Origin of the sequence: Hoeflea sp. IMCC20628 (genome assembly GCF_001011155.1) — a bacterium.
In the GTDB taxonomy this organism is placed as follows: Bacteria; Pseudomonadota; Alphaproteobacteria; order Rhizobiales; family Rhizobiaceae; genus Hoeflea.
Genome location: NZ_CP011479.1, coordinates 1,814,429 through 1,834,683 on the forward strand (window position 1 = coordinate 1,814,429; position 20,255 = coordinate 1,834,683).

Sequence of the window (20,255 nt, forward strand, 5' to 3'; positions counted from 1 at the left end):
GCGGGCCTTTTTGATCTGGGCCGGTCAATCAGCGGCGGCCAATTCGTCCGGCACAGCCCTGCAGTGATAGCAATTGTTGCGGGATGAGCGGATGTGAACCGCGGTGACCGCTGGCTGCTCAAGCAGCTCCGCGATGCGCGCCGGAATGGCTTCGAGTTTGATGACGCCGCCGGTTCCATAAACGATGCGTTCGTCGGCGTCATAGCCGCGCAGGATGTAGTCGGGGTTTTGCAGAAAGGCGGGCAGTTGATCTGTCCCGACAGGATCGGCAGTGCAGGCTTCGGCGTGAAGAAACACCGGGCCGGTTTCGGCATAGGCGTGGGTTGCGGTGAACGGACGCCAGGCGGCGATCAGATAGGGCTCGCCCTTGCCGACCAGCTTCATGCAGCAGCGGCACGGTATGCTAGCGCCATCGGAGATTTTGTATTCCGGCACGTTGCCGTTGCTGTCCGCACCACCGCTGCGCAGGTGCTTGGCGGTGGCGGTGTCCATGGGTTCAAATCTGATGTGCATGATTGTCCTCGCTTGCTCTGGTTGAGCTGCGAGTTAGGCTGGCGCTGCGCTTTTGCGCCACCCGATTTCAGCCGGCAGTTGGCATATCCGCCTTCACCATTGCCAGGATTTCAGCGTCGGCCAAGGGACGGACAATCGCCTGGTTCTGGCTGACCGGTTCAAATCCCATCTTTTGATAAAGCGGCAATGCTGCGGGGTGATCCAGCGTGTTGGTCGAGACCAGCACCCGTGCTGGCGTCGTCGACCAGGCGGTGGAAACAGCCTGGCCGAGCATCCATTCGCCAAGTCCACGGTTGCGCACATGGCTCATCAGACCGAAAAATGACAACTCGACTGTTGCGTCGTCGAGATCGCTCAGTTCAAAGAAGCCAGCAGGTGCACCATCGACGCTGAGCACGAAAATGCGGGTGGTCTTGGCATGGACGATCTTGGACAGATGCTCTTCGCTCATCCGCAAGCGGTTGACCCAATGCCATTCGCGGCCAACCTGCCAATGCAGATAACGGTAAAAATGCAGCGGGATGTCGGTGGCCTTCATCAGCGTCGCATGAAGATTGACCGGCAGCGGCGTGACCGCGCGCGGACGCCGGGTCATCTCGAGATGGGTGACAGTTGCCTTGAGCGATTTTGGTTTGGCGGATTTTGCCATCTCAAGCCTCTCCGGTGACAATTGGCGTGTCGCCGCGGCCGCCCCACTCAGACCAGGAGCCATCATAGAGCGTGTTGTCGCGATGACCGAGCGACTGCAAGGCCAGTGTGATCACAGCGGCGGTGACGCCCGATCCGCAGGTGGTGACGACCGGCTTTTGCAGATCCAGTCCGGATGATTCAAAAACCATGCGCAACTCGTTGAGCGATTTGAGTTTTCCACCCTCTGACAGAGCGTTGAACGGCACATTGCGGGCGCCGGGCATATGGCCCGAGCGCATGCCCTGACGCGGCTCAGGCTGGGCGCCGGTAAAGCGGCCGGCCCCTCGGGCATCGGCGATTTGCGCTGTGCCTGTCTCGACGATTGTCCGCATCTCATCAAAGCCCGATACGGCGCGGGCATTGAGTGCGGCCGTGAATTCAGCCGCGGCAGGTGTTGCCGGCTCGCCGGTTTCGACCGGCAGATTCTGGGCTTTCCAGTCGTCAAAGCCGCCATCGAGCACATAGGCCCTGGATGCACCGAAGATGCGCAGTAGCCACCAGACGCGGGGTGCGGTGAACATGCCCGGCCCGTCATAGACCACGATCGTATCGGTTTCCGACAGGCCAAGGGCACCGGCAGCGCGGGCAAAATCCTCTGGGCTGGCGATGGTGTGCGGCAAGTCCGATGCAGCGGCGACGATCTTGTCCTGATCGAAGAACACGGCGCCGGGGATGCGGCTGGTTTGGTAATCGGCCCGGCCGTCGCGGTTTTGCGCCGGCAGATACCACGACGCATCGACGATCTTGAGATCAGGCTGACCGAGCCGCTCCTGAAGCCAGTCGAATGAAACCACGAACGGGCTCTGGTCGGGCGGGACGGTCATGATGGTGTCCTTAGAATCAGGGGCAGGGCGACAAGCCAGCGTGGGCCGCAGCGCAATTTAAGCGATGGGGGCAGCCTACTGCAATGACCGATTGCGGGTTCTTCCCTGCTATTGAACCACAGCGGGGGTCTGTTCAGGTTTTTGCGATGCTGTAGCTCATTAAATTGATGCATGTACCTTGTCGTTCAAATGAATTCATTTGAACGCGACATGCATCAATACAGTGATGAGGGCTGATAGGTGTCGGCTTCATCAAACAGGATCGAGATGGACTCTGAGTCGGTATCTTCAACCGCCTCATCTTCATCGTCGGTCTCTTCCGTTTCCAGCAAGAGTAGTGCTGTTTCGCTCTCGTCGAGGGCTTCTGTCTGGTTCGCGGACGCACCAGCTGCGCCACTCTTTGGCGGGCCGCTACCCGGAGGGGGTGGCGGTGGCCGATCCGGGCGGGTTTCGTCGGTTTTTGCAGACTGTTCTGTGGCCAGGAATGCGTTGACGCGGTCCGATGTCGTGTTCGAGCGAGCCGCTGTTGCATCCACCTGACTGGAGGGGCGCGCAGCGTCTGTCTTGACCTGGGTCGATTTCGTGTCGTTGGTGACTGCCGGCGCCGACGGCATCATGCTCGGCACCAATGCGGAGACTGTGTAGGAATTACCCTGTATGGATGGCATCGGATAGCCTCGCGGTGATTGGCTGCTTGAAATATGACGGTTCCAAACAGGTTATGCTGACCAGCCATCACAGTTTGCACTGATGGCGCACCACCACCGTTAGAATGATTCTGTTAACGAATTCTCAATCCGGTGAGTAAGATTGGTCGGACCGGCGCGATTAGTGGCTGGTTTCCAAGGTCTTGCGTAACGGAGCCGTCGATCAGGCAGGCGCCGGTCCGAAGCGGATGCGGAAGCGGCGGTTTTCCTTGCCCTTTTTTTCGATCTTGCCGATGTGGATTTCGCCAACTTCAGCGGTTTCACCGACATGAGTGCCGCCGCAGGGTTGGCTGTCGATCGATGAATCCTCGCCGATGCAGACCAGACGGATGTCGCCCTGGCCACGCGGCGGGCGGACATTCTTGGACTTGATCAGATCGGGATTGGATTCCAGTTCAGTTTCGGAAATCCACCGGTTGAAGATCGGATGATTGGCCTGAACCAGTTCCATCAGCCTGGCCGTCACCTCGGCCTTGTCGATGGTTTCGGACATGTCGAAATCGATGCGGCTGTCGGTCTCGCTCACCGCAGCGCCGGTGATCGGGTAGGGGCAGACAACTGACAGCAAATGGCAGGCGGTGTGCATGCGCATCAGATTGTAGCGCCGGTCCCAGTCGATATGGAGCACGAGCTTTTCGCCAATCTCAGGTGTGGCCTGGCCGGGGGCCGGAACATGGATGATCTCGGCCTTGGTGTCGCCGGTCACGGTTCCGGCGATGACGATCTTGTCGCCATTGTCGCGCTCGAAAAAGCCGGTGTCGCCGGGTTGGCCGCCGGAAGTGGCGTAAAAACAGGTCTGGTCAAGCACGATCCCGCCATCCTCGCGCACGCCGGTGACGTTAGCCTCGACGGTGGAGAGATAGGCGTCTTCAAGAAACAGGGATGTCATGGAGCTCATTCGCTGATGTAGGGGACGGATATGTCGCTGTTGCGGGTCAGCCATTCCGGCACCGGCAAATCCTTCGACGCCAGGAACTCGGCATTGAACAGCTTGGACTGGTAGCGGTTGCCATAATCGCAAAGGATGGTGACGATGGTGTGCCCAGGTCCCATCTCGCGGGCCATGCGGATGGCGCCGGCGACATTGATGCCGGAAGAGCCGCCCAGGCAGAGACCTTCATGTTCCAGCAGGTCAAACACCAGCGGGATGGCTTCTGAATCGGGAATGTTGAACGACATGTCGGGCGTGAAGCCTTCCAGATTGGCGGTGATGCGGCCCTGGCCGATGCCTTCGGTGATCGATCCGCCGGAGGATTTCATCTCGCCGGTGGTGTAAAAACTGTAGAGCGCCGCGCCATCGGGGTCAGCAAGGCCGATCTTGACAGATTTCGAGAAGTCCCGAAGTCCCTCGGCAACGCCTGCCAGGGTGCCGCCGGATCCAACAGCGCAGATGAAGCCGTCGACCTTGCCGCCGGTGTCGCGCCAGATTTCCGGTGCCGTGGTTTTGACATGAGCCTGCCGGTTGGCGACATTGTCGAACTGATTGGCCCAGATGGCGCCATTGGGATCGGATTTGGCAATCTGTTCGGCGAGCCGGCCCGACAGCCGCACATAATTGTTGGGGTTGCGGTAAGGCGCTGCCGGGACCTCGACCAGTTCTGCGCCCATCAGGCGCAGTGCGTCCTTCTTCTCCTGGCTCTGGGTTTCCGGGATGACGATGACGGTCTTGTAGCCGAGCGCGCGGGCGACGAGGGCAAGTCCGATACCGGTGTTGCCGGCGGTTCCTTCGACAATCGTGCCGCCCGGGCGCAGCAGGCCTTTTGATTCGGCGTCGCGTATGATTTCCAGCGCCGCCCGGTCCTTGACCGACTGGCCCGGATTGAGAAACTCGGCCTTGCCAAGAATGGTGCAGCCGGTGGCTTCCGAGGCGGCCTTGAGGCGAATGAGCGGTGTGTTGCCGATGGCGTCGAGAACGGAGTCGAGAGCTGGCATGGAATTTCCTGTACTGGCTGCGAGAGCGCGCGGTTTAAGACTAGGCAGCCAGTTCTGGCTTCTCAAGAGGGTTGATGCAAGAAAACCGCTGTTGCCGATCGTGCCATATGCGGGAATATTTGCCTTGGAACGGCAAAAATGGGAAATGGCATGGACTGGTGATCCAGATTGCGCGGCACAGCGTAACACGTGGCACAAGGACAAGACATAGCAGACGTCCTCGCCTGAGGCGGGGCGGACGCTGGAATAGGGAAGCTGCCAACGCATGGTGCGTGAACATATTGATACGATCGACGCGCTGCTTGCGCGCTACGTTGCAGGAACGTTACCGACACCGGCGCGGGTGCTGGTCGAGGCACATCTGCAGCTCAAGCCCAGAAGTCTCGTCAAGGTGCGCAATCTCGAAGCAATGGCCGGGCTTGAGCTCATGCAGATCGAGCCCGAACCGCTTGATGATCGCGCGGCCATGCTTGCGGCAGTGCTGGGATCGGCCCTGCCTGACAGCATTGCACCGGTGCTGGCTGATGAAGCGCGGGTTTTCCCGAAGGCGCTGTATGATTTTGTCGGCTTTGACGCCGGCGATGTGCCCTGGCGGACAAAGCTGCCGGGCTTCAAGGAATATGACCTCGGCGATATCGAGGGATGCCATGTCAATCTGTTCTGGATCAAGCCGGGCCGCACGGTTCCCGCCCACACCCATGAGGGCAGTGAATTGTCGCTGGTGCTGGAAGGCGCGTTCAGCGACGGGCGCGGTCATTACGGGCGCGGAGACATTTCTGTCGCCGATGATTCGGTTGATCACCGGCCGCATGCCGATACCGGCGGACCCTGCATCGGTTTTGCGGTGGTGGATGCGCCGCTGAAGCTGACCGGCTCCTTCCGGCAGCTGATTGGCGACATCATCGGCTGAAACCCGATAATTTTCGAGGTATTGAACCAAAGTGCCGTTCGGAACGTAATCAGTTCCGGACGGTTTTTTATTGGAGACACGCATGAGCAGCTACACCGCGAAACCATCGGACGGATCAGCCTGGGTGACCGGTGCATCCAGCGGCATCGGCCGGGACCTGGCGCTCAAACTGGCGCGCGAGGGCTACACGGTTTACGCAACCGCGCGCAGCGAAGATGCGTTGCTGGAGCTTGCCGAGGTGTCAGGCGGGCTGAAGGGCGAAATCCGTGCCGCAGCTGCCGATGTGACAGACCAGCAGGCGATGGCGGAGCTTGCCGGGCGGATCGATGCCGATGGCGGCGGCCTGGCGCTGGCGGTGTTCAATGCCGGGGTCTATCTGCCTGTTTATGGCGAAACGCTCAAGGTGGCTGATTTCGACAAGAGTTTTGCGGTCAATCTGTCGGGCGTGGTCAACGGGCTGGTTCCGGCTGTGGCCAGGATGAAGGCGCGCGGACGTGGCCAGATTGCCGTTGTCTCCTCGGTCACCGGCTATGGCGGCATGCCGACAAGTGCGGCCTATGGCGCGACCAAGGCGGCTCTGATCAATATGGCCGAAAGCCTGAAATTCGATCTCGACAAGTTCGGGGTGCGGATCCAGGTGATCAATCCGGGATTTGTCGACACGCCGGCAACGGCGGACAATGCATTCACCATGCCGGCCTTGCTGCAGCCCGAGGACGCCGCGCGGCGCATTGCCGAGGGGCTGAAATCAACCTCTTTTGAAATCACATTCCCGCGCCGCTTCACCTATGTGCTCAAGGCACTGCAGCTTCTGCCTTATCCGGCCTATTTCGCATTGATGAATGCAGCCACAGGCTGGAAGAAACGGCCGCTTGAGACCGAATGAGCCGGGCATTCAGTCAGCTTCGATCCGACCCCGAAGGGATTTTTGCGCCGCTTCATCGAGCGGGAAATTCCACATGATGGCGATGCTGACGAGTTTTGCGGCGATCGGAACCCAGGCATAGGCGACGGCCAGCGCCGTCAGGCCAATTCCTGATTCGCTGCTTGAGGCCGGATCAAAGCCGAATCCGGCCAGGACCGGAAACACGATGCCGACGCCGCCGGCGAGCGAGAGTTTGGTGGCAAGGCTCCAGGCGGCAAAATAGGTTCCCGAGCGTTGCTCGCCCGAGGCTGCGGTGTCGACATCGATGACATCGGCCTGAATGGCGGGCGGAAGTGCCAGATCAAACCCCAGCAACAGGCCGGTGACAGCGCAGATGGCGGCAAAGGCGATCAGGCTGCCTTCGGGCAATAGAGGCGCTGGCGCAAAGGCCACACACGCGGCGAGCATGCCGTAACACCAGGCCCGGTGTTTGCCGACCCGGCGTGCTGCCCAGGTGGCGAGCGGCACCCCGGCGATGGCGCAGAGAAAATAGAAAAACAGCAAGGGACCGCGGGCATCGGGAAGGCCGAGCCGGGCAGAGACGAAATATAGAAACAGCGTCGCCGGTATGCCGTTGGCCAATCCGTTGAGGAAAAAGGCGGCGATCAGCCGGAGAAATGGCCGGTTGCGGGCAAGATGCGCCAGGCCCGTTCTCAGATTGACCCGGGTGTGTGAATGTTCCACCGGTTCGGGCGTGAAGACAATCGCCACGGTGCCGAACAGCGGCAAGGCAATCAGAATGACCAGCCCGAGCGCTGCCAGGCCGTGCACGCCGGTGGCCTGGTCAAAGCCGATGGCAAAGGGCAGGGCGATGGCGATCAGGGTTCCGACCAGCGTCAGCCCCTCGCGCCAGCCGGTGATCCGCGAGCGGCCGTGGTAATCGGTCGCCAGTTCCGCGCCCCAGGCCGAAAACGGGATCAGCGCCGCTGTGTAGCCAAGCGACAGCATCAGGCCCCAGACCACCAGCCAGGCGGTTGTCACATCCACAGGCGGCCAGAACAGCATGAAGGCGGCAATCGCCGTCAGCGGCAGGCTGATGGCAAACAGCGACCGTCGACGGCCGAAGCGGGGCCGGAACCGGTCGGCAGCCCAGCCGATCAGCGGATCGTTGACGGCGTCGAAGATCCTGACCAGCAACAGCGCAAAGCCGACCGACGCAAGCGAAAGCCCCAGCGTCTCGGTGTAAAATGTCGGAACAAGCACATAGAGCGGCAGGGTTAGAGCCGCCAGCGGAATGGCCGGCAACGCATAGGCGATGATCTGGCGCAGGGCGAGGGGCCGCCGGTCAGGTGCGATATCAGAGCTTGCGGCCAATTTGCTATCCAGGGTTTGGCCGAAACCCTGCGATTGGGATCTCTGCAGGTTCAGCAATTTCCCTGAATACGTCTCAGGCTTGCAAATGGTTCACCCCGCCCGAGATTTGCTCAGGCGAGTGTACCCAAATATGCCTTCCGATCAGCTGTAAACCACCTGTCGGACATTGATGTGGCCGAAGCGGAAGCCTGCCTCGCAATAATACATGTAGAACTCCCACAGCCGCTTGAAGCGGGCGTCAAAACCCATCGGCTGGATCTCGTCCCATTTATCCCAGAATCGTTGCCGCCACTCGGCCAGCGTGCGGCCGTAGTCGGGACCGAAGGCGCGGTGGCCAACCTGCTGGAGGCCTGCGGATTCGCCCAGCGATATCAGGTGGTTCTCCGTCGGCAACATGCCGCCGGGAAACACATAACGCTGGATGAAATCCGGATTGGCGCGATAGGTCTTGTAGGCCGAGGGTACGATGGTGATGATCTGGAGCCCAGCCTTGCCACCGGGCTTGAGGCATTGCCGCACCTTGGCAAAATAGGTCGACCAATATTTCTCGCCCACCGCTTCGAACATCTCGATCGAGACAACGCTGTCATACTGGCCGGTCTCGTCGCGGTAGTCCTGAAAGCGGAAGTCGACCTTGTCGGACAGGCCGGCTTTTTCAATGCGCTCGCGGGCGAATGCCAACTGCTCGTTGGAGATGGTCAGTCCGGTGACGCGGCAGCCGATTTCGCGCGCAGCGTATTCGGCAAACCCGCCCCATCCGCAACCGATCTCGAGCACGTGATCGCCGGGTTTGATGCCAGCAGCCTGGGCTAGCGCCCGGTATTTGGCTGTTTGCGCGCTGGCCAGATCATTGGCGCCATCGGCATAGAGCGCCGAGGAATAGGTCATCGTTTCATCGAGCCATTTGGAATAGAACGCGTTGCCGAGATCGTAATGGGCTGAGATGTTCTTTTTGGCCTGGGTGCGCGAATTTGACCTGAGCCAGTGACGGATCAGTTCCACCACGCGGGCAATGCCGCGAGCGCCGCCGGCGAGCTTGTCGCCGACTTCCATGTTGACCAGAAACAATTCGAGGAACCCGGTGACGTCGGGGCTTTCCCAATCGCCGTCCATATAGGATTCGGCGACGCCGATGGTGCCGCCGGTCAGGGCCCGGTGGGCCAGGTTCCAGTTGTGCAGGATCAATGTCGCCTCGGGGCCTTCCGAATGGCCCTCGACGCGTACGGTTCGCCCATCCGGCATGCGGATCGACAATTTGCCGTGGCCCATGTGCAAGAGCCCGCGCAGCATCATCTTGGCCTTGGCAGGCAATCCGCGCAGATAGGCCGAAATGTTGTCGGCTGACAATCTCTCAGGGGTGGTTTGTTCATTCCAGGTGGCTTCAGTCTTCATAAGCGCAGCCTCCTCCATCTCGCCATTTGTCGGGACGTCGCGGCGTTGCCACCTGACGATCGAACTTTCCCTGATCGCGAAAGCTCGCAGCTGGGGGCGGCGCCGGACGCGGCACTAGACGCATCCCCTTGAACCACAGTTTCAGCGCTTCATAGTGGATGCCGCCGACAATCTTCCACGTCAAAAGCGGAATCTGCAAGAGGCAAGCCAAAATTGACACCGTACACAGTGTTTTACGGGCGCCGCTATAGGTCGCGGAAAGCAACGGTCCGGTATGGTCGGTTTCGAGAATGCGCCAGCGCAAATGCTCTGCGGGAACGTTCATGCGGAAGTGGTATTCCATGTTCATTTTGATGAAGGGCGAAACATAGAAAAGCTTGGAGCGGCTCTGGCGGATGCCTGCGGCGGAAACCTCGCCGGGTTCGACCTTGCAGACATAGGTGTGGCTTTCGCCAAAGGTGTTGCGGACCTGATAGACCAGCGCCAGAATCTCACCGTTGCCATCATAGGCATAGTAGACCGACAGCGGATTGAAGACCTGACCGAAAACGCGCGGGTAACACGCCAGTTCGATCCGTGCTGCGCGCTGGTCGAGGCCGGCTTCGTGCAGCAGCGCGTCGATATGGGCGCGCAGATTGGTATTTGTCGTGCCGCGCAAGTGATCGGCTTCATGAAACGACATCAGGTTGGCGCTGTTGACTGAAAACAGTGGTGACAGCCGGTCGGCCTCGTCGAGCCGGTCAAGGTCGACCAGCAGCGAATAGACCTTGTAGGCAAAGCGGTGACCGACCGGCTTCATCCGCTGATGCATCACCTCGCCGACATAAAGACATGCGGGCGCTTTGGCGTTTGTATCAATCTGGACCGGGTGCTTGAGCGGGGCGGTCATGCTCAGGCAGCCAGGGCGGGTTGAGCAGCGGGAGCGGCGCGCCAAGGCACTGTGGCGCCAAGAGCTTCGGCAGCGGCGAGACCGGAGCTCAAGCCATCCTCGTGGAAGCCATAGCCGGTCCATGCGCCGGCAAAATAGGTGTTGTGATCGCCCTGGATTGCCTTCAACCGGGCCTGGACATCCATGGCGTCGGCGCCAAACTGCGGATGGTCGAAACTGTAATCACCGAACACAAGCTCCGGACGGGGGTCGCGGTCCGGATTGAGGGTGACGAACAGCGGCCTGGATGGATCGATGCCCTGCAGCCGGTTCATCCAGTAGGAAACTGCGACATTGGCGTCGCTTCGCTGATCTGAAGAGCGCAGGTAGTTCCACGACGCCCAGACCTTCTTGCGCTTTGGCATCAACCGCTCGTCGCGGTGCAGCATCACCCGGTTTGGGCCGTAGGGGATGGCGGTCAGGATATCCTGCTCCTGGGGTGTTGGCCGGTCGAGGATCTTCAGCGCCTGGTCGGTGTGGCAGGCAAAAATCACCCGATCATAGGTTTCTGTATGACCGGTGGTGTCCAGAATATCGACGCAGTGCTGTGTGCGGCGCACCGAAACGACACCGGTGTCGAGCCTGATGCGGTCGCCCAAAGGCGCGAGCAGCTTGGTCAGGTAATTGCGGCTTCCGCCGGTCACCGTGCGCCAGGTCGGGCGTTCGGCATAGATCAGCCGGTGATTTTCGAAGAAATTGACAAAATAGGTCGCCGGGAATTCCAGCATCCGCTTGGCTGGTGTTGACCAGATCGCCGCCGCCATAGGAACCAGGTAGTTGTTCATGAAGCCCGGTGAAAAACCGCGCCAGTTGAGATAATCGCCAATGGAACGCGCGGTGAGGTGGCCCTCGGCGCGATCGCGAAGACAAATCTTGTTGAACCGGAGGATCTCGCGCAGCATCAGCAGGAAGGACGGGCGCAGCAGGTTGCGCTTTTGCGCAAACAGCGTCGACAGGGTGTCGCCACCCCATTCCAGCTTGCCGTGATCCAGCGACAGCGCAAAGCTCATGTCGCTATCATGGGTGTTGACGCCCAGATGGGCAAACAGCGCGGTGAGATTGGGATAGTTCAGCTCATTGTAGACGATGAAGCCGGTGTCGACCGCAATCGCTGCGCCGTCATAATCAATATCAACGGTGGCCGTGTGGCCGCCAGCGCGTTTGCTCGCTTCGTAAACGGTGACATCGTGCAAACCGTGCAGCGCCCAGGCGGCGGAGGCTCCGGAAATGCCCGAACCGATCACGGCGATTTTCAAACGCTTGGGTCCGGCTTTGACAGTGTGTGGGGGCAAATGGAGGGTCATGCGGCATCCTTGATGCTTTGGTAGGACGCGAGCGCACGCTGGCGCGCTGCCTGATGGTCGACAATGGGGTGTGGATAGGTCTCGCCGAGGCGAATGCCGTCTGCCAGCAGCACATCTTCTGGCGCTGTCCAGGGCTTGTGGATGAATTTGTCGGGAAGTTCAGCGAGTTCAGGAACGAATTCACGCACATAGGCGCCCTCGGTATCGAATTTGTCGCCCTGCAGAATCGGATTGAAGATCCGGTAATAGGGCGATGCATCGGCGCCGGAGCCAGCGACCCATTGCCAGCTTGCGGCATTGGAGGCGGGATCGGCGTCGACCAGCGTGTCCCAGAACCAGGCCTCGCCCTCGCGCCAGTCGATCATCAGGTGCTTGATCAGAAACGAGGCGACGATCATGCGGACGCGGTTGTGCATCCAGCCGGTTTGCCAGAGCTGGCGCATGCCGGCGTCTACCACCGGATAACCGGTCAGCCCTTTTTGCCAGGCAGACAGGCTGTCGGCATTGGTGACCCAGGGGAACGCGTCAAATTTCGGATTGTGGTTGCTGACAGGCAGGCCGGGATTGTTGACCAGCAAATGCCAGGAGAACTCGCGCCAGGCGATTTCCTTGCGGAACCTCGACCGGTCTTCGTTGGAGGCATCATTGTCGGTCTGGCTCAGGGCCTGGAAAATCTGCGCCGGAGTGATTTCGCCGCTGGCAAGATGCGCCGAAAGACCTGAGGTGGCGGCCACGCCAGGAATGTCGCGGCGTTCGGCATAGCCGCGCAGCCGGTTTTCGAGAAATTCGGTCAGGCGGTCATGGGCGCCGTCCTCGCCAGGTGTCCAGACGTCAGCGATGCCGCCGGACCAGTCGGGCTTGGTCGGCAGCAGTTGCCAGTCGTCGAGCGATTCGGACTCCAGTTTGGCGCCGCCGTTCGAAGCTGTAAGCGATTGCGGTGCGGGCAGGGGCATCGGCGGGCTGTTTTCAAGATCTGATTCAAGCGCCCGCCAGAAGGGGCTGTAAACCTTGTAATAAGTGCCTGCGCCGGTGCGCAGCCGGGTCGGTTCATGCAGAAGCTGGCCGGAGAAACTCTCGGTTTCGATTCCGTTGTTGTGGAGATGGATTTTCAGTGCGGAATCAGCATTTTGGTGCGCCGGATCATAGCGCCTGTTCCAATAGACCGCGGATGCGCCGGTTGCCTTGACCAATTCCGGAATAATGTCGACAGGGTCGCCGCTGACCAGGTGCAGCGGTGCGCCGAGGTGTTCGAGCTTCTCGGTCAGGCGTGACAGGGAATGATGCAGCCACCAGCGCCGCGCCGCGCCGAGTGAGCGGGCAGGGGAACCTGCCTCGCGGATGAATACCGGAATGACGGCTGCGTGTCGGCTTGCAGCGACCAGAGCGGCGTTGTCCTGGGTCCGCAGATCATTGCGGAACCAGACGATGGCAGTCGTCGACAAGGAATTTGAGTCGTGTTCCATCTTGATAGATAATTTCCGATTGGGCGAACATCGCCGTGCCTGCTGAACCTGTCATACGGTTCAACGGAAAAATCGGATCAAAGGTTTCACGAAAGACTGCTGATATTTACGCGGTTGCGGCCAATGGTGAGAAGAGCAAAAAAAACCGCGACCCGAAAAGGCTGCGGTTTTTTGTAATTTGGCTCCCCGGGCCGGATTCGAACCAGCGACCGATCGATTAACAGTCGATTGCTCTACCACTGAGCTACCGGGGACCACCGCGTTAAGCAGCGTGGGGGGCCTATACCAAATGCCCCTCTGATTTGCCAAGCTGTTTTTGCAGAAAAAGCGACTATCTTGTTCTGGTGCGGCTGAAATCCCATCTCAAGGGTTTGAAAAACGCACCACAAGCGCATCAATCAGGCACAGTCATCATGTCGAAGTACCGCTTTTTCGAATTCAATGCCGCCCGCGGCGATGTCCGTTTCGGCGCCCGGAATTTTCGGCTGCCGCGTCGTGCGTCAACGCGCATCGCACTGGGCGCAGGCCTCGTTGCAGGCGGAACCCTAGGGTTTCTGCCGATTCTGGGGTTCTGGATGATTCCACTGGGACTGCTGGTGCTGTCGCAGGATCTGCCGTCTGTACGCCGCTGGCGCCGACAATTCGTCGTGCGGACGGAACGTCGCCGCGCGCGGCGACCAGCCAGCGGTGCCGCGAAGGCGAGAGAAAACAATGAATCTGGTGATTGAGTTTGGAGGCCTCGCCCGGAATCGAACCGGGGTGCAAGGATTTGCAGTCCTCTGCGTAACCACTCCGCCACGAGGCCTCTGGCCGATCAATGACCGGACGGCTGGCAAATAGACGGAGAATCAAACCGGCGCAAGGGGCATGTGGGCGGTTAGGTCCGCTTTCTGCAGCCCCCAGAGCATCGTTCGGCTGAAAACAGTGAATTCGAACCCGCCTGGGCATGGTTCGGCTTGAAACTCCCGGTGCGGCGCTTTAATGAAACCCCAGACGAGATGCACCGGAGAGACCAAATGGGCACCGACTATCAAGACGCGCGCCAGAAGATGGTGGATAACCAGATCCGCACAACGGACGTGACATCACATTCGGTGTTGAAAGCGTTTTTGACGGTTGCGCGCGAGGATTTTCTTCCCACGCCCCTGAAGCCGCTGGCTTATATCGACTCCGACCTGCAGATTTCAACGGGTGGCGAAGACGGTATAGCGCGATTTGTCATGGAACCGTCGCCGCTGGCCAAGATGCTGCAACTGGCTGAGATCACCCGTGATCATGTGGTGCTTCAGATCGGATCCGGCGTCGGCTATTCGGCGGCATTGTTGTCTTTGCTGGCCGGGTCGGTCGTTGCGGTTGAATGTGATGCGGCGCTGGCCGAGGCCTCCAGCACGAAACTCAGCGACAACGGCTATGACAATGTTGCAGTGGTGACCGGTGAGCTTGAAATGGGTTACGCCAGCGAAGGTCCCTATGACAGGATCTTCTTCAATGGCGCCGTTGAAATGATTCCTGACGTTCTTTTCGATCAATTGCGCGAGGGCGGCAGACTGGTCGTTGCGGTCGGAACCGGACTGGCGGCACAGGCCTATGTCTTCGTCAAGGATGGCGGCATCGTATCGGGCCGGCCTGCATTCAACATATCTGTCAAACCGTTACCTGGGTTTCGCAAGACCGCGGAATTCGTATTCTAAGGGTCGCCAGGCTATAATTCAGGGGATGCAGCTAATTGCCGCGCTGTTGCGCGTCGGCAACGTGGCTGGGTTTATTGGCCGATGCCTGACTTGTTTGATTGCGTCTGGCTCCGCTAGCCATCATATATTGTTCTTACACCATGATCGTGTCCTGCGCTCATTTGGAACATTTGTTTCGCGCATGTTGGAGTATGTACTCGTGTCGTTTGTCAAAAAATCCTTCGTTTGCGTTGCCGTCGTTTCGATGATGGCCTTGGTTCCCCAGCCAGTTTCAGCCGAAACGATCTATCAGGCCATGGCCAAGGCGTATGAGAATAACCCTGATCTCAACGCGGCGCGTGCCGGTTTGCGAGCGACTGATGAAGGTGTGGCAATTGCGAAGTCCGGATATCGCCCCTATGTCGTTGCTGAAGCGACGGCAACGTCTTCCAACACCGAAAATTACACGACGAATTCCGCCAGCATTGGCGTCTCGATAACCCAAACCCTGTTTGACGGATTTCAGACCCGTAACATTGTGCGCGCTGCCGAAGCCGCAGTTTTCGCTGGCCGGGAAAATCTGCGCGGGACTGAAATAGATATCCTTCTTGCCACGGTTCAAGCCTACGCCAACGTTAATCGAGACAACCAGATCGTTGTCTACCGCAAGCAGAACATTGCATTCCTGCAGGAGCAGTTTTCTGCTGCGCGTGCCCGGTTCGACGTCGGTGAGAGCACCCGGACTGACGTGAGCCTGGCGGAAGCCGAGCTTGCAGGCGCAAAGGCGAGCCTGACTGCAGCCGTTGCCCAGGCGAAATCCAGTGCTGCGGTTTACGCGCAGATTGTCGGTTCCGTGCCGAAAGGCCTCAAGTCGGTTCCGTTGCCACAGAAACTGCTTCCCGGTACTCTTGATAAGGCGGTGGCACAGGGGACGGCGGAGCATCCGACTGTTCTGGCAGCACTCTTCGGGGTTGATGCGGCCGGTTACCAGGTCAAGGAGCGTGAAGGAGCGTTTCTTCCGGGGGTTAAAGTTGTTGGCTCGGTCTACGAGGCCGATGGCGGGATCACCACTGGCCAGGTTCAGGCCAAGGTGACGGTCCCGCTCTATCAGGGCGGTTTTGCTTCCGCGACGGTGCGGGAAGCCAAGGAACAGTTAGGTCAGAAACGCATTCTGGTTGATTCGGCGCGCCGCGCGATTGAACAGTCGGTGGTGTCTTCCTGGACGCAGATGGAAGCCGCGATCGCGACCATTAGCGCCAACAAGGCTCAGCTTTCGGCCGCAAATCTTGCCTTGAATGGCGTGGTTGAAGAGCGTCGTGTTGGTCAGCGGACCACGCTTGATGTGCTCAATGCCCAGCAAACCGTGCTCACCGCCAAGGAAGCGATTTCCCAATCCGAGCGCAACGCCATCGTGGCCAGCTACTCTGTGATTGCTTCGACCGGAAAGCTGACCATTGACCGGTTGGGTCTGCATGTCGCCAATTACCAGCCTGAAATTCACTACGAGGCGACAAAGGACCGTTGGTACGGCCTTCGCACAGTAGACGGACGCTAAATACGCGTTCACGTCGTGCCGCTCGCCGCTACAGCATGAATTCCTGTGCATGACTACACAACCTTGAGGCTGCGTGATTCTCAAGCCGCTGGCAATGCCGTAGGCTTGTCAGGTGATTCGCCGGTTGGCATGAGCCTGGCGACGAGAGTAATGGAGCGTAATCATGGGTCAGGCAGGCGTACAGCGCGAACCGTCAATGGAAGAGATTCTGGCTTCCATCCGAAGGATCATTGAAAACAATGAGCCGGAGGAAGGCGAGAACCCGACCAGATTTGATGATACGGGCACATTCGAGGATGCGGGCGATCAGCGTTCTGATGACGATTTGACTTCGGATCACGCTGCCACTGAAACTGCGAGCCCGCCTGCGGCCGCTGGTAATGAAACTGATTTCGAACCCGTCTCGTTGGCCGATGTTGCTGCCCGTGCGCGGCTCGCCGTGCAAGCTCCCGAAGCTGAGGACGCGGCTGCTGATACAGAAGCAGATACTGATACAGAAATGGAAGAAACCGGGTCCTTGCCGGACGACTTGACCGAGATGGATGATGCGGCTGCCGAAGAACTTCGCGCCGCGCTGACATCCGACGAGCCGGTGGAAGCGCCCGTTCTGAAGATGATGGTTTCGGCATCCCTTGAGCAGGAGGAGCCGAAAGAAAAGCCAGATGTGAACCGGTCCGAACCGGTTGCAGCCACACATCAGCCTGAAGGCGCTGGCCAACTTGTTTCCCTGCAGACCGGGGAAAAGGTCGCTGCGTCCTTTGGCGAACTTGATGCCGCGATAGCTGCAGGGCAACGCCGCTCGTTTGACGAGATTGCCGAAGAGATGCTGCGTCCGATGCTGACCCAGTGGCTCGATGACAACCTGCCAACGCTTGTCGAGCGGCTGGTGCGCGAAGAAATCGAGCGTGTGTCGCGCGGAAACCGCGGCTAATTACCATTCGTCCCAACAGGACGTTGGTGTCGCAGCAGGCGAGTCGTCTGCTGCGCACTGTTTTGTCGTTTCAGGCGCTGCCACGGTGGGATGAGTCCCGTTTCACGGACGTGAATATGAGAAAAGGCTGGCGCAGTTCGGGAGCTGGCATGGAACTGATGCCGATTTGGCGACGTTATTGATCTAGAACAATGATATGGGTTGGGGCCGGTCTACACTTCGGTGTGGAAAGGATGCACTGCCTTATCCGGGCTTGTGCGCCGCTCTCCGGCGGTGTCGGGTTCGGGTCGTGTTGACTCCACCATTTCGTTCCGGTTTATGCCAATCCTGTCCCTTCAGATGCAAACGGTTATCCGATAATGCTTGAAAAATCCTATGACTCCGCGGCCATCGAGCCAAAAATTGTGACACGCTGGGCCGAGGCGAATGCATTCGCCGCTGGCGCTGGAGCACAGCCCGGGCGGGATTCGTTTTGCATCGTGATTCCGCCACCCAACGTGACCGGCTCACTGCACATGGGCCATGCGCTCAACAACACGCTGCAGGATATCCTGGTGCGGTATCATCGCATGCTTGGAGAAAATGTTCTGTGGCAGCCAGGAATGGATCATGCCGGCATTGCGACCCAGATGGTGGTCGAACGGCAGTTGGCCGAACAGCAGATCGATCGCCGCGAAATCGGACGCGAGGCATTTGTCGAGAAGATCTGGGAATGGAAAGAGAAGTCCGGTGGGACGATCTTCAACCAGCTCAAGCGGCTTGGTGCGTCATGCGACTGGTCACGCGAGCGCTTCACCATGGACGAAGGGCTTTCGCATGCCGTGTTGGAAGTCTTTGTCAGTCTCTACAAGGAAGGCCTGATCTACAAGGACAAGCGCCTGGTCAACTGGGATCCGAAGCTGCTGACCGCGATTTCCGACCTCGAGGTCGAGCAGATCGAGGTGCAGGGAAACCTCTGGCATTTCCGCTATCCGCTGGCCGATGACGTAACCTATGAGCATCCGGTGTCCTATGACGAGGAGACCGAGACCTATACCTATGAGACCCGCGACTACATCATTGTTGCCACCACACGGCCCGAAACCATGCTTGGTGACACGGCTGTAGCGGTCAACCCGGATGATGTCCGCTACAAGGATCTGATCGGCAAAGAAGTTGTTCTGCCGCTGGTCGGTCGCCGTATTGCTATTGTTGGCGACGACTACGCGGATGAGACAGCCGGTTCGGGCGCCGTGAAGATAACGCCTGCGCATGACTTCAATGATTTCGAAGTTGGCAAACGCCATCACCTTAGAGCCATCAACCTGTTGACCACCGATGGCCGGATGACGCTCAAGGACAATGAAGACTTCCTCGAAGATCTCAAGGTTGAAGGCAAGCTGATTGAGGTGATGGAGGAACTCGACGGTATGGACCGCTTTGCCGCGCGCAAGGAAGTCGTTGCCAAGATGGAGGAACTCGGCCTTCTCGACCAGGTCGAGGCGCACACCCACACAGTTCCGCATGGCGACCGCAGCGGTGTGCCGATCGAGCCTTTCCTGACAGACCAATGGTATGTCAATGCCGCTGAAATGGCCAAGCCGGCGATTGAAAGCGTGCGCGAAGGCCGGACCAATTTCGTGCCGAAGAACTGGGACAAGACCTATTTCGAGTGGATGGAGAACATCCAGCCGTGGTGCATTTCCCGGCAATTGTGGTGGGGACACCAGATACCGGCCTGGTACGGTCCCGATGGTCAGGTCTTTGTTGAAAAAGACGAGGAAACCGCACTTGATGCGGCGATCCAGCACTATCTTGCCCATGAAGGTCCATGGAAAGCCTGGGTTGAGGAAAAGCTCGAGAACTTCAAGCCCGGTGAAATCCTGACCCGCGACGAAGATGTGCTCGACACATGGTTTTCCTCGGCACTGTGGCCGTTCTCGACGCTTGGCTGGCCTGACAAGACGCCCGAGCTTGAAATCTACTACCCGACCAGTGTGCTGGTGACCGGCTTTGACATCATCTTTTTCTGGGTCGCCCGGATGATGATGATGGGCCTGCATTTCATGAAGGAAGAGCCGTTTCATACGGTCTATGTGCATGCGCTGGTGCGCGACATGCATGGTGCCAAGATGTCCAAATCCAAGGGCAATGTGATTGATCCGCTGGACTTGATCGACGAGTACGGTGCCGATGCGCTGCGCTTTACGCTGGCCATCATGGCAGCCCAGGGCAGGGATGTGAAACTCGATCCTTCGCGCATTGCCGGATACCGCAATTTCGGCACCAAGCTGTGGAACGCCACGCGGTTTGCCGACATGAACGGTGCGGTGCTCGATCCGGCTTTTGATCCGGCCAGCGCCAAGCTGACGATCAACCGCTGGATTCTCACCGAACTGACCCGGACTTCGAACGAGGTGAAAGCGGCGATTGAGGCCTACAAGTTCAATGAGGCGTCAAGCGCGCTGTACCGGTTTGTCTGGAATCAGGTCTGTGATTGGTATCTGGAATTGCTCAAGCCGGTATTCAACGGCGAAGACGAGGCCGCCAAGGCCGAAGCCCGTGCCTGTGCCGCCCATGTGCTGAGCGAGGCGGTGAAATTGCTGCATCCGTTCATGCCGTTCATGACCGAAGAGCTATGGGAACATCTGGCGGGACCGGACGCCGGGCTTGCTTGCCATGCAGCCTGGCCGGAGCCGGTGTTTGAAGACGAGGCGGCGGCCGCCGAAATCAACTGGCTGATTGATCTGGTTTCCGGATTGCGATCAGTCCGGGCGGAAATGAATGTGCCGGCAGCAGCCAAGTCGCAGCTGGTGATGGTGGGAACCAGCACGATGACCGGTGAGCGGCTGGTGCGGCATGAACCGGCGATCCGGCAATTGGCGCGGGTGACTGACGTTGTGCTGGAAAACGCGGTTCCGAGCGGGTCGGCGCAGATCGTCGTCGGCGAGGCGACAGCTTGCCTGCCGCTCGGCGAGCTAATTGATCTGTCAGCAGAAAAAGCCCGTCTGGAAAAGGCCTTGTCGAAACTCGGTGATGACATCGACAAGATCGAGCGCAAGCTGGCGAACGAGAAATTTGTCGCCAATGCCAAACCGGAAATTGTGCTGGCGGAACGCGACAAACTTGCTGACCTGCTGGGCCAGAAAGACAAGATCGCGCAAGCCATCGACCGCGTCAGCCAAACCGGCTGACGCGCCTGACGGGCGTGTTTTTTG

18 protein-coding genes and 2 tRNA genes are annotated in these 20,255 nt (G+C 59.2%); 7 read left to right on the forward strand and 13 right to left on the reverse strand.

The window, feature by feature from the left end; all coding sequences use genetic code 11:
• Positions 1-24: 24 nt before the first annotated feature.
• The 6 genes from IMCC20628_RS08560 to IMCC20628_RS08585 form a co-directional block, all read right to left on the reverse strand.
• Positions 25-513 (reverse strand): DUF1203 domain-containing protein, encoded by a 489-nt coding sequence (locus tag IMCC20628_RS08560; RefSeq protein WP_047029872.1) that lies wholly within the window; start codon positions 511-513, stop codon positions 25-27.
• 67 nt (positions 514-580) lie between these two features.
• Complete coding sequence (locus IMCC20628_RS08565; RefSeq protein ID WP_047029873.1) at positions 581-1,162, reverse strand: GNAT family N-acetyltransferase; 582 nt, start codon at positions 1,160-1,162, stop codon at positions 581-583.
• Between the two features lies 1 nt (position 1,163).
• A complete protein-coding gene (sseA, locus tag IMCC20628_RS08570; protein ID WP_047029874.1) occupies positions 1,164-2,027 on the reverse strand; it encodes a 3-mercaptopyruvate sulfurtransferase in 864 nt (287 codons plus the stop codon).
• Between the two features lie 215 nt (positions 2,028-2,242).
• Complete coding sequence (locus tag IMCC20628_RS08575; RefSeq protein ID WP_047029875.1) at positions 2,243-2,695, reverse strand: hypothetical protein; 453 nt, start codon at positions 2,693-2,695, stop codon at positions 2,243-2,245.
• Positions 2,696-2,897: 202 nt separating this feature from the next.
• On the reverse strand, positions 2,898-3,623 hold the full coding sequence (locus IMCC20628_RS08580; protein WP_047029876.1) for an alanyl-tRNA editing protein: 726 nt from the start codon (positions 3,621-3,623) through the stop codon (positions 2,898-2,900).
• 5 nt (positions 3,624-3,628) lie between these two features.
• Positions 3,629-4,666 (reverse strand): cysteine synthase A, encoded by a 1,038-nt coding sequence (locus tag IMCC20628_RS08585; RefSeq protein WP_047029877.1) that lies wholly within the window; start codon positions 4,664-4,666, stop codon positions 3,629-3,631.
• A gap of 265 nt (positions 4,667-4,931) precedes the next feature.
• On the opposite strand from IMCC20628_RS08585, the gene IMCC20628_RS08590 reads away from it, so the two are divergent.
• Positions 4,932-5,576: a ChrR family anti-sigma-E factor gene (locus IMCC20628_RS08590; protein ID WP_047029878.1), complete on the forward strand. Its 645-nt coding sequence runs from the start codon at positions 4,932-4,934 to the stop codon at positions 5,574-5,576.
• 82 nt (positions 5,577-5,658) lie between these two features.
• Positions 5,659-6,462, forward strand: coding sequence for an SDR family NAD(P)-dependent oxidoreductase (locus tag IMCC20628_RS08595; protein WP_047029879.1), 804 nt, complete (start codon positions 5,659-5,661; stop codon positions 6,460-6,462).
• Positions 6,463-6,471: 9 nt separating this feature from the next.
• Here the strand turns inward: IMCC20628_RS08595 and IMCC20628_RS08600 are convergent, their stop codons facing one another.
• The 6 genes from IMCC20628_RS08600 to IMCC20628_RS08625 form a co-directional block, all read right to left on the reverse strand.
• On the reverse strand, positions 6,472-7,815 hold the full coding sequence (locus IMCC20628_RS08600) for an MFS transporter (RefSeq protein WP_245307898.1): 1,344 nt from the start codon (positions 7,813-7,815) through the stop codon (positions 6,472-6,474).
• Between the two features lie 141 nt (positions 7,816-7,956).
• On the reverse strand, positions 7,957-9,207 hold the full coding sequence (locus IMCC20628_RS08605) for a cyclopropane-fatty-acyl-phospholipid synthase family protein (RefSeq protein ID WP_047029880.1): 1,251 nt from the start codon (positions 9,205-9,207) through the stop codon (positions 7,957-7,959).
• Entirely contained in the window at positions 9,197-10,096 is a 900-nt protein-coding gene (locus IMCC20628_RS08610; RefSeq protein ID WP_047029881.1) for a DUF1365 domain-containing protein, read from the reverse strand. Before IMCC20628_RS08610 ends, IMCC20628_RS08605 begins: the two co-directional genes overlap by 11 nt.
• A gap of 2 nt (positions 10,097-10,098) precedes the next feature.
• Entirely contained in the window at positions 10,099-11,439 is a 1,341-nt protein-coding gene (locus IMCC20628_RS08615; protein ID WP_047029882.1) for an FAD-dependent oxidoreductase, read from the reverse strand.
• Positions 11,436-12,902 carry a deoxyribodipyrimidine photo-lyase gene (locus IMCC20628_RS08620; protein WP_047029883.1) on the reverse strand — a complete coding sequence of 489 codons (1,467 nt, stop codon included), beginning with the start codon at positions 12,900-12,902 and terminating at the stop codon, positions 11,436-11,438. The genes IMCC20628_RS08615 and IMCC20628_RS08620 overlap by 4 nt, the downstream gene beginning before the upstream one ends.
• A gap of 179 nt (positions 12,903-13,081) precedes the next feature.
• Positions 13,082-13,156: transfer RNA gene (locus IMCC20628_RS08625), tRNA-Asn, on the reverse strand.
• A gap of 159 nt (positions 13,157-13,315) precedes the next feature.
• Between IMCC20628_RS08625 and IMCC20628_RS08630 the strand changes: the two genes are divergently transcribed.
• Positions 13,316-13,630 carry a hypothetical protein gene (locus tag IMCC20628_RS08630; RefSeq protein WP_047029884.1) on the forward strand — a complete coding sequence of 105 codons (315 nt, stop codon included), beginning with the start codon at positions 13,316-13,318 and terminating at the stop codon, positions 13,628-13,630.
• Between the two features lie 3 nt (positions 13,631-13,633).
• Here the strand turns inward: IMCC20628_RS08630 and IMCC20628_RS08635 are convergent.
• Positions 13,634-13,707: transfer RNA gene (locus IMCC20628_RS08635), tRNA-Cys, on the reverse strand.
• A gap of 211 nt (positions 13,708-13,918) precedes the next feature.
• On the opposite strand from IMCC20628_RS08635, the gene IMCC20628_RS08640 reads away from it, so the two are divergent.
• The 4 genes from IMCC20628_RS08640 to IMCC20628_RS08655 all read left to right on the forward strand — a co-directional run bounded on the left by IMCC20628_RS08640 (position 13,919) and on the right by IMCC20628_RS08655 (position 20,231).
• A complete protein-coding gene (locus tag IMCC20628_RS08640; protein ID WP_047029885.1) occupies positions 13,919-14,593 on the forward strand; it encodes a protein-L-isoaspartate O-methyltransferase in 675 nt (224 codons plus the stop codon).
• Positions 14,594-14,792: 199 nt separating this feature from the next.
• A complete protein-coding gene (locus IMCC20628_RS08645; RefSeq protein ID WP_343123255.1) occupies positions 14,793-16,127 on the forward strand; it encodes a TolC family outer membrane protein in 1,335 nt (444 codons plus the stop codon).
• Between the two features lie 163 nt (positions 16,128-16,290).
• Positions 16,291-17,058, forward strand: coding sequence for a DUF2497 domain-containing protein (locus IMCC20628_RS08650; RefSeq protein ID WP_047029887.1), 768 nt, complete (start codon positions 16,291-16,293; stop codon positions 17,056-17,058).
• A 359-nt stretch (positions 17,059-17,417) separates the two neighbouring features.
• On the forward strand, positions 17,418-20,231 hold the full coding sequence (locus IMCC20628_RS08655; protein ID WP_047029888.1) for a valine--tRNA ligase: 2,814 nt from the start codon (positions 17,418-17,420) through the stop codon (positions 20,229-20,231).
• The last annotated feature ends 24 nt before the right edge of the window (positions 20,232-20,255 follow it).

Excerpts from the sequence above, each read along its gene's own strand:
- IMCC20628_RS08620 (WP_047029883.1), bottom strand. The coding sequence starts at position 12,902 with ATGGAACACGACTCAAATTCCTTGTCGACGACTGCCATCGTCTGGTTC.
- IMCC20628_RS08575 (WP_047029875.1), bottom strand. The coding sequence starts at position 2,695 with ATGCCATCCATACAGGGTAATTCCTACACAGTCTCCGCATTGGTGCCG.
- IMCC20628_RS08560 (WP_047029872.1), bottom strand. The coding sequence starts at position 513 with ATGCACATCAGATTTGAACCCATGGACACCGCCACCGCCAAGCACCTG.
- sseA (WP_047029874.1), bottom strand. The coding sequence starts at position 2,027 with ATGACCGTCCCGCCCGACCAGAGCCCGTTCGTGGTTTCATTCGACTGG.
- IMCC20628_RS08605 (WP_047029880.1), bottom strand. The coding sequence starts at position 9,207 with ATGAAGACTGAAGCCACCTGGAATGAACAAACCACCCCTGAGAGATTG.
- IMCC20628_RS08640 (WP_047029885.1), top strand. The coding sequence starts at position 13,919 with ATGGGCACCGACTATCAAGACGCGCGCCAGAAGATGGTGGATAACCAG.
- IMCC20628_RS08590 (WP_047029878.1), top strand. The coding sequence starts at position 4,932 with ATGGTGCGTGAACATATTGATACGATCGACGCGCTGCTTGCGCGCTAC.
- IMCC20628_RS08580 (WP_047029876.1), bottom strand. The coding sequence starts at position 3,623 with ATGACATCCCTGTTTCTTGAAGACGCCTATCTCTCCACCGTCGAGGCT.
- IMCC20628_RS08630 (WP_047029884.1), top strand. The coding sequence starts at position 13,316 with ATGTCGAAGTACCGCTTTTTCGAATTCAATGCCGCCCGCGGCGATGTC.
- IMCC20628_RS08615 (WP_047029882.1), bottom strand. The coding sequence starts at position 11,439 with ATGACCCTCCATTTGCCCCCACACACTGTCAAAGCCGGACCCAAGCGT.
- IMCC20628_RS08650 (WP_047029887.1), top strand. The coding sequence starts at position 16,291 with ATGGGTCAGGCAGGCGTACAGCGCGAACCGTCAATGGAAGAGATTCTG.
- IMCC20628_RS08610 (WP_047029881.1), bottom strand. The coding sequence starts at position 10,096 with ATGACCGCCCCGCTCAAGCACCCGGTCCAGATTGATACAAACGCCAAA.
- IMCC20628_RS08565 (WP_047029873.1), bottom strand. The coding sequence starts at position 1,162 with ATGGCAAAATCCGCCAAACCAAAATCGCTCAAGGCAACTGTCACCCAT.
- IMCC20628_RS08595 (WP_047029879.1), top strand. The coding sequence starts at position 5,659 with ATGAGCAGCTACACCGCGAAACCATCGGACGGATCAGCCTGGGTGACC.
- IMCC20628_RS08585 (WP_047029877.1), bottom strand. The coding sequence starts at position 4,666 with ATGCCAGCTCTCGACTCCGTTCTCGACGCCATCGGCAACACACCGCTC.
- IMCC20628_RS08655 (WP_047029888.1), top strand. The coding sequence starts at position 17,418 with ATGCTTGAAAAATCCTATGACTCCGCGGCCATCGAGCCAAAAATTGTG.